The organism is uncultured Bacteroides sp. (assembly GCF_902491285.1).
GTDB lineage: Bacteria > Bacteroidota > Bacteroidia > Bacteroidales > Bacteroidaceae > Bacteroides.
In genome coordinates this window covers 1-11,275 of the sequence record NZ_CABUHK010000119.1, presented here as the reverse complement: position 1 = coordinate 11,275, position 11,275 = coordinate 1, and the positions used below count along the sequence as shown (strand labels likewise).

The window sequence follows — 11,275 nt, the reverse complement described above, 5'->3', positions numbered from 1 at the left end:
GATATAGCCGAAGTACTCGGCGCTCATACCAGAAAAGAAGGATATATAGAAGGAAACGGATACCAGGTGACCTGGACATTCGGGCATCTTTGTACCCTGAAGGAGCCACATGAATACACCCCTAACTGGAAATCATGGAGCTTGAGCAGTCTGCCGATGATTCCGCCACGTTTCGGTATCAAGCTGATTGGGCATGATCCGGGTATTGAAAGACAATTCCATATTATCGAAGGGCTGATGCAGAATGCGGATGAAATCATCAATTGCGGTGATGCCGGTCAAGAAGGAGAATTGATTCAGCGTTGGGTGATGCAGAAGGCTGGAGCACGCTGTCCGGTGAAGAGACTGTGGATTTCTTCTTTGACGGAAGAAGCTATTCGTGAAGGTTTTTCCAAGTTGAAAGATCAGTCTGATTTTCAGTCGTTGTATGAGGCGGGACTTTCTCGTGCAATAGGTGATTGGCTGTTGGGAATGAACGCTACCCGCCTTTATACGATTAAGTACGGTCAAAACAAGCAGGTGCTCTCTATCGGTCGTGTGCAAACGCCTACTTTGGCATTGATTGTCAACCGCCAGTTGGAAATTGCCAATTTCCAACCCAAGCAATATTGGGAATTGAAAACAAACTATCGCAACACTACCTTCTCTGCCCTCATCCGCAAGAGTGATGAAGAAATAGCTGCGGAGGAAGAGAAGAACGGTGGAAAAAAGAAAATAGACAATCCGGGCATCGACCCCATTGCCAATCGTGAAGAAGGTGAAGCTTTGGTGGAACGTATCAAAGACCTGCCATTTATAGTCACCAGTGTCGGCAAGAAAGACGGAAAGGAATACGCCCCGCGCTTGTTCGACTTGACTTCTCTTCAGGTGGAGTGTAACAAGAAATTCGCCTATTCCGCCGATGAGACACTAAAACTTATCCAGTCTCTTTACGAAAAGAAAGTGGCTACCTATCCGCGTGTTGATACAACTTTCCTGAGTGATGATATTTATCCGAAATGTCCCGGTATTCTGAAAGGACTTCGTGACTACGAAGTTTTGACAGCTCCGCTGAACGGTTCCACGCTACCTAAATCAAAAAAGGTATTTGATAACTCGAAAGTGACAGACCACCACGCTATTATCCCTACCGGAGTGTATGCTCAAAACCTTACCGATATGGAACGTCGTGTCTACGACTTGATAGCCCGTCGTTTTATAGCAGTGTTCTATCCCGATTGTAAGATTTCGACTACTACTGTAATGGGCGAAGTGGATAAGATAGAATTTAAAGTCACCGGAAAACAAATTCTTGAACCGGGCTGGCGTGTAGTATTCGCTAAAGACGTGAAAGACTCTGCCGAAGAGAAAGAAGACGAGGACGAAAATGTTCTTCCTGCCTTTGTGAAAGGAGAGAGCGGTCCTCACATTCCCGACTTGAACGAGAAATGGACGCAGCCACCAAGACCTTTTACGGAAGCGACTTTGCTCCGTGCAATGGAAACAGCCGGAAAACTGGTGGATAATGATGAACTTCGCGATGCTTTGAAAGAGAATGGTATCGGTCGTCCGTCTACCCGTGCAGCTATTATAGAAACCTTGTTCAAACGAAATTATATCCGCAAAGAGAGAAAGAACCTGATTGCTACACCGACAGGAGTGGAACTGGTGCAACTAATCCACGAAGAACTTTTGAAATCGGCGGAATTGACAGGTATTTGGGAAAAGAAGTTGCGCGAGATTGAAAAGAAAACATATGACGCCCGCCAATTCCTCGAAGAACTGAAGCAAATGGTTTCGGAAGTCGTGATGAGTGTACTGTCTGATAACACGAATCGTCGTATTACTATTCAAGACGCAGTAACTGCCAAAGCCGAAGAGAAAGCGAAGAAAGAACCTAAAAAGCGCGAACGGAAAGCGGCAAGTGCACCCAAAGAGAAGAAAGCGAAGCCCGAAACAAAAGGGATAGAAAATGCAAAAGCAGAAACGCTGTCAGTTCCTGCATCAGCTCCTGCTCCCGTTTCATCCCCGGTCAATAATCCGGATTCATTTGTCGGACAACCTTGTCCGGCTTGTGGTAAGGGAACGATTATAAAAGGGAAAACAGCCTACGGATGCTCTGAATGGAGAAACGGATGTACGTACCGAAAGAATTTTGAGTAGTGCAGGTTTCTGAACGACCGATATCTTTTTCTTGAATCCTTTTTACTATGGTGGAAATGTTATCTTGATGAGTTGAATCTATTTATTTAGTTCCTTTTCGCACGGTTATGGACTAACCGTTTTCGGGCTTAAAAAAGAGTAAAAGAACGGGATTATCCCCGATACATTTTCAATAAATGCAGTAAAAAACATGTTTTTAGAGATTAAGAGCTTTTTGAACGATGAATTAGGATGTGTAAAACGAGAAATGTAAAATAGTTATTTGGTTAATACATAGCATAATATACCTTATTATATTCTCAAACAATTCTCATCGTTATGAGAAAAAATACTCATCGCGATGAGAAAATATTCTCATAGGGATGAGAATTAATTCTTATCACCGTGAGAAAATGTTCTTATCACGATGAGAAAATATTCGATTAAGTGATAGCCTAACGAAGCGTTATTGAAGAGCCCGATGCCCGGCACACTTAGTTTAGTAAAAACTTCATTTACCAAAATAGCGAAAGGAGAGTGGAATAGCAAGCAGTAAATAATATTTCCTTCCAATGGCAAGTTTTTTTACTAGGACGATACTGAAAGGCCGGAGAAATACTCGGATAAATTCTTTATTTTCATTAAAATCGTCTTTCTTTCAGGCAATAGTTATCATACAGTTGTTATTTATAAAAGAGTAACCAATTATTTAAACCAAAAAGAAAATGAAGAAGAAGTTAACAGGAGTTGCATTATTATTGGCTGCCGTTTCCCTGGGAAGCACGCAGCCTGTAGCAGCGTGTACGCGCGCAGTATATATAGGGCCGGAGCAAATGGTGATAACCGGTCGTACGATGGACTGGAAGGAAGATCTCCAATCAAATCTTTATGTGTTTCCACGTGGCATCCAGCGTACGGGACACAATAAGGAGAAGACATTGAACTGGACAGCCAAATATGGAAGTATCGTTGCTGCAGGTTATGATATAGGTACTTGCGACGGAATGAATGAAAAAGGACTGGTGGCGAGCCTGCTCTTCCTGCCGGAGACGATCTATTCATTGCCGGGAGATACCCGTCCGGTGATGGGAATAAGCATCTGGACGCAATACGTACTGGATAATTTTGCCACCGTGCGTGAAGCAGTGGATGAATTGAAGAAAGAAACATTCCGTATTGACGCCCCACGTCTGCCGAATGGTTCGGAATCGACGCTGCATCTTGCTATTACCGATGAAACGGGAAATACGGCCATATTGGAATATCTGGACGGGAAACTGAGCATTCATGAAGGAAAACAATACCAGGTGATGACAAACTCTCCCCGTTATGAATACCAGTTGGCTATCAATGACTATTGGAAAGAAGTAGGCGGTCTGCAAATGCTGCCGGGAACCAACCGCTCGAGCGACCGTTTTGTACGCGCCTCTTTCTATATCCATGCCATTCCTCAGACTTCCGATGCTAAAATAGCTGTACCTAGTGTGTTGAGCGTAATGCGTAATGTTTCCGTTCCGTTCGGAATCACAACTCCCGACAAACCCTACATTTCTTCTACGCGTTGGCGTACCGTTTCCGACCAAAAGAATAAAGTCTATTATTTTGAATCGACTTTAACCCCGAACTTGTTTTGGCTGGATTTGAAGAAGATTGATTTCAGTCCGAAAGCGGGTATCAAGAAATTGTCTTTGGTGAATGGTGAGATATATGCCGGTGACGCAGTGAAGGACTTGAAGGATAGCAAATCATTTACATTCCTTTTCCAAACTCCGGTGATGTAAAGACTCGTTATCTATAAATAAAAAAGAACGGTGGACAGGCTTGTACCCAAGCATTTGTCCACCGTTCTTTTTTATGTCTTTCTATCGGGTGTGGTATCTCCCACTTTTAGAGTCTCGCATATTCCTTATGAAACTCGACCACTGCTTCGATACCTTTACGGAAAATATCCAGTGAAAAGTTCTCATTCGGAGAATGGATAGCATCCGATTCTAGTCCGAATCCCATCAATACGGTTTTGGTTCCCAACACTTGCTCGAAAGTGGAAATGATAGGGATGCTGCCGCCGCGGCGCACAGCCAGCGGTTTCTTGCCGAAAGCTATCTCGAAGCCTTTCTCTGCCGCCTGATAAGCGGGAAGAGAGATAGGGCACACATATCCTTGTCCGCCATGCATCGGAGTAACTTTCACCTGCACCGTATCGGGAGCGATGCTGCAGATATAATCAGCAAACATCCGGGAAATCTTATGATGATCCTGATGCGGAACCAACCGGCAGGAAACTTTAGCGTATGCTTTTGAAGGGAGTACAGTCTTCGAACCTTCTCCTGTATATCCGCCCCATATTCCGCACACGTCAAAAGACGGACGGCAACTGTTGCGTTCCAACGTGCTATATCCTTTTTCCCCGAACACTTCCTTCACACCGATTGCCTCTTTGTATTTCTTCTCATCGAAAGGAATATGCGCAATCATGTCCCGTTCGGCTTGCGGAACTTCTTCCACGTCGTCATAAAATCCGGGGACGGTAATCCGTCCGTCGGCATCTGTCACTTTGCTGATAATCTGGCAAAGCGTGTTGATGGGATTGGCCACCGCGCCACCGAAGTGACCGGAATGTAAGTCCCGGTTCGGTCCGGTGACTTCTATCTCCCAGTAAGCCAGTCCGCGCAGGCCCGTGGTCAGCGAAGGAAGCTCCGCTCCCAGCATGCTCGTATCGGAGACGAGGATTACATCTGCTTTCAGAAGTTCCTTGTGTTCCTCACAGAACGCTTCCAGACTGGGAGAACCGATTTCCTCTTCTCCTTCGAAGATGAACTTCACATTATTCTTTAACAGACCGTTTTTAAGCAGATACTCGAACGCTTTTACCTGAATGAAAGATTGTCCTTTGTCATCGTCAGCGCCACGCGCCCAAATATATCCGTCCCGTATTTCCGGTTCGAACGGCTGGCTTTTCCAAAGTTCCAACGGTTCGGCAGGCATAACGTCATAGTGGGCGTAGACCAGCACAGTCTTGGCATCCGGGTCTACTATTTTCTGGGCGAAGACAATCGGGTTGCCTTTAGAGGGCATTACCAGTGCTTCGTCTACTCCGGCTTCCACTAACAGTTGCGCCCAACGTTCGGCACACGCCAACATGTCGTCGTGATGCTCCGGCAGTGCGCTGATGCTTGGAATACGGATGAGGCTGAACAAGTCTTCCATTATCTTTGGCTCGTTCGCGGCAATATATCTCTTGATTTCGTTCATAACTTAAATAAAAATTAAAGCTGTGTAGTTTTATCCAACAGATAATAATCGAGTATGGTCATGGCTGCCATTGCTTCGACGATAGGCACGGCACGCGGCAGTACGCAGGCGTCGTGGCGTCCGCGGGCTTTCAATGTGGTGTCTACTCCGTCGATGTTGACTGTTTCCTGTTCCATCAATATGGTGGCGATAGGTTTGAAGACAACACGGAAATAGATATCCTGTCCGTTGCTCAGACCGCCCTGGATACCACCGGAGTGGTTGGTATGTGTTTCGATCCGTCCGTTATTGTTGTAGAAAACATCGTTCTGTTCGGAACCTCTCATCTTCAATCCCTTGAATCCTTCGCCGTATTCAAATGCTTTGGCAGCGTTGATACTTAGCATGGCATTGCCCAGGGCAGCATGAAGTTTGCCGAAAACAGGTTGTCCCAGTCCGATGGGGCATCCTTTGATGACACAGGTCAGCGTGCCGCCGATGGTGTCGCCTTCGCCTTTCACCTTATAGATAAGGTCCGCCATTTCCTTCGCCTTTTCCGGGTCGGGACAGCGTACGTCGTTGGTTTCTATCAGGTCGAGGTCATAATCAGAATACGTACCTTCCAGCTTGATGCCGCCTACCTGCGATGTATAAGCGGTGATGCTGACTCCCAACTGGCGGAGCGCCAATTTGGCCAAAGCACCGGCTACAACGCGCGAAATCGTTTCGCGTGCCGAAGAGCGTCCGCCACCGCGGTGGTCACGGATGCCATACTTCACGGTGTAAGTATAGTCAGCATGTGAAGGACGATATACATTTTTCAGGTTATTGTAGTCACTAGAGTGCTGATTCTCGTTCCATACGATAAAACCGATAGGGCATCCGGTAGATTTGCCTTCGAAAATACCGGAAAGGAACTCAACTTTATCAGCTTCTTTACGTGGTGTGGTAAGGATGGATTGTCCCGGACGGCGGCGATTCAGTTCTTGCTGTACAAATTCTTCGTCGATGGTGATTCCTGCAGGAAATCCGTCAATCACTCCCCCAACTCCTTTTCCATGAGACTCGCCGAAACTCGTGAGCCGAAAGATGTTGCCAAATGAATTAAACATAGTTGTGGCTTTTTTAAAATTACTCTATGCAAATATAACAAAGTTTTCGGTAAGAATGTTGCGATCTCAAAATATCTTCAAAAAACGAACCAAATTGAACCTTTTTTCTCCTTTTTAGTTTATAATTGACGATTATTTAATAACTAAACCAACAATGTATGAAAAAGAAACTTTTGTATTTATGGGCATTGGCATGCTCCGTCGCTCTCTTTACAGCTTGCAGCAGTGATGATGATAATGATATAAGTGGTGCTAATCCACCAGAAGAGGAGGAAGCGGTCGTAACGGCCCCGGATGTAGTGGGGACGTATTGGGGGAATCTGGATATATCAATGAAACCGGACGACTCCGATCAGGAAACGGTGATTGGCAATGGGATAGCCAAGTTTATAACTATTTCCCAGGTCAGCGACACGGAAGTGAAAATGGAATTGAAAGAGTTTGAACTGTTTCTGAATGGAACTATCATGAAGTTCGGTGATATCGTAATAGATAAATGTACGGTAAAAAAAGAGGCTGATGCCTCGATTTTCACCGGTCAGCAGGATTTGATCTTTTCGGGAGTTGCCGCCGCTCTCGGCACTTGTGCCACCACAGTGGAAGGTACGGTGGAAGGTGAAAATCTCACCATGAATATTAATGTGAAAGTGACTGCATTGCAACAGACCGTGAAAGTGACCTATTCCGGTGTGAGGCAGGTAGAGAAATCCAGATAAATACGAATCTTGCAGATGCTTTTTGCGGGGCTGCCTAAAGGAGAAATCTCTTTCAGGCAGCCCCGCTTTTTATCTGGAATATGCTCTTAAAATGCATATCCGAAACCGACATTCAAATAGATGGGATACATGGAGAAAGTAATCGTATGGAAGTCGTTTTTGAAGATGTTATTCAGTCCCCAGGTGAGGTCTGCATATACATTCAGATGCTTGAAAGCTCTCCATCCGGCTCCTGCCTGCAATCCCCACTGGAAATGCCGCAAGTCGTCCGAGAAATCATAGGTTGCAATCTTTCCGTCGGTAAATTCCACTTTGGGGCCGGTAGGGTCGTCTTCCCGTAAATATCCTTCATATACATGTCCAGAGAAGTCTCTTGAAAGTATATAGGAGAAATAAGGTCCAGCCTTTACATTCCATCGGCTCGTCAATTTATAAGTGACCATTAAAGGTATTGTCAGCCCTGCGGTGTGTACTTTGGTTTTCACTCCACCCGTCCATACACCGCTGATTCTTTCGCCGCCTTGCCCGAGAATCTCCATATTGTAATTCTTTACGGTAGCTTCGGTCGTCATCGCCTTGTTTTCAAGACGTAGCCCGACAATGATGCCCAGTCTGTTCTGGACAGCCACCCATTTGGTGACCTCGCCACCGATAGTAATGGCAAGTGTCGGATTATAACCGTCTATCGAACGGATTTCCACAGGCAGAGGAAGCGGAGCCGTGCCGCCGATACTGATTCCTGCTTTTACTTCATATTCCAGTCCGCGCAGGGCGGAGCGGATGAGTGTCTCGTTTCTGTCTACTTGTGAATAGCCGGGCAGGGCTACTCCTATACAAGCAAGCAAACTGAATATATGTGGGTAAATTCTCATCTTTATAGCTGTTATAAAATTAATTTTCCGAGTGATAGATTAGTTCGACTTCATCAATCAGTAAAGTACTTCCGATTGCTCCGTTGAAATAAGCGCCTTCCAGACTTGACGTGAATACGATGGCAACATTATACTTGCCATCCTTCAGTTTCTCCTTATCAATGAACTTGCCGGGCAGGGTGGTGAACGGCAGTTTGAAATACGTCCATTCGTCTGTTTCTTTGGCATTGTCGATGCGTGCCATCGAAACCAAGTTGGGGCTGGTGAACGCATTGCTACCGTCCAGCGTAGAGACAGATTCGCTCGTCTCGTACATGATGGCGTATATATCGCATATGTCACGTTTCCCCTCGACAGTGTTTCCCCCTTCTGTGAATTTATCTCCCGCCTTGTATTTATAATAACCTGCCAGGTAAGTCGGGACATATCGGAAAGGAAGCCCGAATTTCGTAGCTTGCAGCGGGTTGCTCATGGCATTGCCTACATCGAAAGAACCGATGAACAAGTTTCCTGCCGCGATAGGCATCCCCATCAACTGACCGAAGAATCCCGTGCTGCGTGTCACCAATGAAAGGCATTTCCCTTCTTTATCGTCCGTTACCTGGAAGGTGGGGTAGTCATCGGCCGTTTTAGGTACTCCTGTCAGGGCATAACCGGCATTTCCGCTGGCCCATTCCATGACTACCTTGTCGCCCTCACGTTCCACAAAGATGTAGTATTTCTTTCCGCCCAGAGTATCCTCGAAATGATAATTCGTAGCAAGTTCCGTATCTATGACGGATACTGTATAAGTCTTTTTCCAGACACCGTCGGCGGCTGTGACGGTGTACTTCTGCGGAGAGTTAAAGTCCCGCACAGTTCCGCTTTGCGGACTGATAGTTGCTCCCGGAGTCAGAGTAAACTCCGGTGCAAGTTCTGAAATATCCGTTTCCGGTCCGACAAAGAGAGTGACAGAATTATTATTAATGATGGGGTGGGTAGTCATTACTACTTCCGGCAGTTTGCAACTTAGTATATCTGCTTCTGCATTGGGAGCTTCGTCGCGAATGCAAGAAGACGAAATAATAACCAATAGCAAATAGAAAATCACGTGTTTTGCTTTCATTTTTCTCTTATTTTTGCTTAAAACTTTGGTTCTTCGAAGAATTAATAACAAAATGAGATTTTATTTGTTCACTAAGACGTACAGGATAGAAAAGAATTTTCTATTTTTGTGGGAACAAAACTTTAAAAGCGCATGACTCAATCTGAAAGACAGCAAATTATAGGGCTGATAAAAAAAGAAGTAATTCCGGCTATCGGTTGTACGGAACCAATTGCCGTGGCACTTTGCGTAGCCAAAGCGGCAGAAACATTGGGTGAGAAACCCGAAAAGATAGAGGTATTATTGAGTGCTAATATACTGAAGAATGCCATGGGAGTAGGAATCCCCGGTACAGGTATGGTGGGGCTTCCTATCGCTGTTGCCCTAGGCGTGTTAATCGGCAAATCAGACTACCAGTTGGAAGTCTTGAGAGACTGCACGCCGGAAGCAGTGGCGCAAGGCAAACAGTTTATCGCAGAAAAGCGAATCTGTATCTCTTTAAAGGAAGATATTGAAGAGAAGCTATACATTGAAGTGATTTGTAAGGCCGGCGGTAAAACTGCCAAAGCCGTCATTGCCGGCGGACACACTACCTTTATATATATAGCCAAAGACGAGAAAGTCTTGCTCGACAAACAGCATACTGCCAGTACAGAGGAAGAAGATTCTTCTCTTGAACTGAGCCTGCGCAAGGTTTATGACTTTGCCCTGACAGCCCCCTTGGATGAAATCCGTTTCATTCTCGACACTGCCCGCCTGAACAAAGCGGCTGCCGAACAAGCCTTTAAAGGCAACTACGGACATTCTTTAGGAAAAATGCTTCGTGGTACGTATGAACATAAGGTGATGGGCGACAGTGTATTTTCGCATATCCTTTCTTATACTTCAGCCGCTTGTGACGCCCGCATGGCAGGAGCCATGATTCCGGTCATGAGCAACTCCGGCAGCGGTAATCAAGGCATATCTGCCACATTACCCGTCGTAGTCTTTGCTGAAGAAAACAATAAGAGCGAAGAAGAACTTATCCGCGCCCTAATGTTGAGCCATCTCACGGTCATCTATATTAAACAAAGTTTGGGGCGCTTGTCTGCCTTGTGCGGTTGTGTAGTAGCTGCCACTGGTTCCAGTTGCGGAATCACCTGGCTGATGGGCGGAAGCTACGACCAGGTAACCTTTGCCGTTCAAAATATGATTGCCAACCTGACGGGAATGATTTGTGACGGTGCGAAACCGAGTTGTGCCCTGAAAGTGACTACCGGAGTTTCGACAGCCGTATTGTCAGCTATGATGGCTATGGAAAACCGTTGTGTGACTTCCGTAGAAGGAATTATTGATGAGGATGTAGACCAGAGTATCCGCAACCTGACAAGAATCGGCTCGCAGGCCATGAACGAAACGGATAAAATGGTGCTTGATATTATGACGCACAAAGGATGCTGAATAAGAAACAGGCAAATTAAGGAACAAGTGTATTAAAGAACCGACAAATAAAAAATGGATAATGAAACCGGAAAGTTCATTATCCATTTTATTTTTATTAGCTGCTGTTATCAACAGCCCTATTTCTTAATTAGTGGCAGTGTCCGCCTTCGCAACCGCAATCGTCACCGCATTCGTGGTCACCGCATCCACCACCGCAACTGTCGCATCCGCAACCGCATCCGCCTTCGCCGCTCATCATTTTCACCAATTCCTGGATTTCTTCGTTCGTAGCAGGACGGCTTTCAAGCACTTCACCTTCAAAGATAAGGTCGGCGCCTGCCAACGGGTGGTTAAGGTCGACTACTACCACGTCCGGTTTGATTTCCACTACGCTTGCGTTCACGCGCTGGCCGTCACTGGTCATCAAAGGAACGATATTGCCTTCTTTGATGCGTTCGCTATCGAACTTGCCGTCAATTTCGAAAATATTCTTAGGAAGGTCAATCACGTGTTGTTCGTCATATTGACCATATGCTTTATCTGCTGCGATGGTAAACTCAAATTTATCACCTTTAGAAAGAGCAGTCACTTGATTCTCGAAATCTTCGAGTGTTGTTCCTAATCCTGAAATGAATTGAAAAGGGTGTTCTGCTTTTGCTTCCTCGAACAACTCTTTTTCACCATCTTCCATTGTATATAGTTTGTATGCAACGGTAA

9 protein-coding genes are annotated in these 11,275 nt (G+C 45.6%); 4 read left to right on the top strand and 5 right to left on the bottom strand.

Translation table 11 applies throughout. The annotated features are described in order from the left end of the window. Together RDN93_RS20380 and RDN93_RS20375 are read left to right on the top strand one after the other, a co-directional pair. On the top strand, positions 1-2,142 hold a 2,142-nt coding region (locus RDN93_RS20380; protein WP_308747191.1), incomplete at its 5' end, for a DNA topoisomerase 3. 704 nt (positions 2,143-2,846) lie between these two features. Then, positions 2,847-3,902 (top strand): linear amide C-N hydrolase, encoded by a 1,056-nt coding sequence (locus RDN93_RS20375; protein ID WP_308747190.1) that lies wholly within the window; start codon positions 2,847-2,849, stop codon positions 3,900-3,902. Between the two features lie 106 nt (positions 3,903-4,008). Here the strand turns inward: RDN93_RS20375 and RDN93_RS20370 are convergent, their stop codons facing one another. Together RDN93_RS20370 and aroC are read right to left on the bottom strand one after the other, a co-directional pair. Beyond that, complete coding sequence (locus tag RDN93_RS20370) at positions 4,009-5,373, bottom strand: dipeptidase (RefSeq protein WP_308747189.1); 1,365 nt, start codon at positions 5,371-5,373, stop codon at positions 4,009-4,011. Positions 5,374-5,387: 14 nt separating this feature from the next. Next, positions 5,388-6,464, bottom strand: a complete 1,077-nt coding sequence (gene aroC / locus RDN93_RS20365) for a chorismate synthase (protein WP_308747188.1) — start codon at positions 6,462-6,464, stop codon at positions 5,388-5,390. 158 nt (positions 6,465-6,622) lie between these two features. Between aroC and RDN93_RS20360 the strand changes: the two genes are divergently transcribed. Then, positions 6,623-7,180, top strand: coding sequence for a calycin-like domain-containing protein (locus tag RDN93_RS20360; RefSeq protein ID WP_308747187.1), 558 nt, complete (start codon positions 6,623-6,625; stop codon positions 7,178-7,180). 86 nt (positions 7,181-7,266) lie between these two features. Here RDN93_RS20360 and RDN93_RS20355 read toward each other — a convergent pair whose 3' ends face one another. Together RDN93_RS20355 and RDN93_RS20350 are read right to left on the bottom strand one after the other, a co-directional pair. Continuing rightward, a complete protein-coding gene (locus RDN93_RS20355; RefSeq protein WP_308747186.1) occupies positions 7,267-8,052 on the bottom strand; it encodes a porin family protein in 786 nt (261 codons plus the stop codon). Between the two features lie 19 nt (positions 8,053-8,071). Beyond that, a complete protein-coding gene (locus RDN93_RS20350; RefSeq protein WP_308747185.1) occupies positions 8,072-9,157 on the bottom strand; it encodes a PCMD domain-containing protein in 1,086 nt (361 codons plus the stop codon). Positions 9,158-9,289: 132 nt separating this feature from the next. On the opposite strand from RDN93_RS20350, the gene RDN93_RS20345 reads away from it, so the two are divergent. After that, complete coding sequence (locus RDN93_RS20345) at positions 9,290-10,576, top strand: L-serine ammonia-lyase, iron-sulfur-dependent, subunit alpha (protein ID WP_308747184.1); 1,287 nt, start codon at positions 9,290-9,292, stop codon at positions 10,574-10,576. Positions 10,577-10,706: 130 nt separating this feature from the next. Here the strand turns inward: RDN93_RS20345 and RDN93_RS20340 are convergent. Next, a partial coding sequence (locus RDN93_RS20340) for an FKBP-type peptidyl-prolyl cis-trans isomerase (protein ID WP_308747183.1) occupies positions 10,707-11,275 on the bottom strand: 569 nt, incomplete at its 5' end.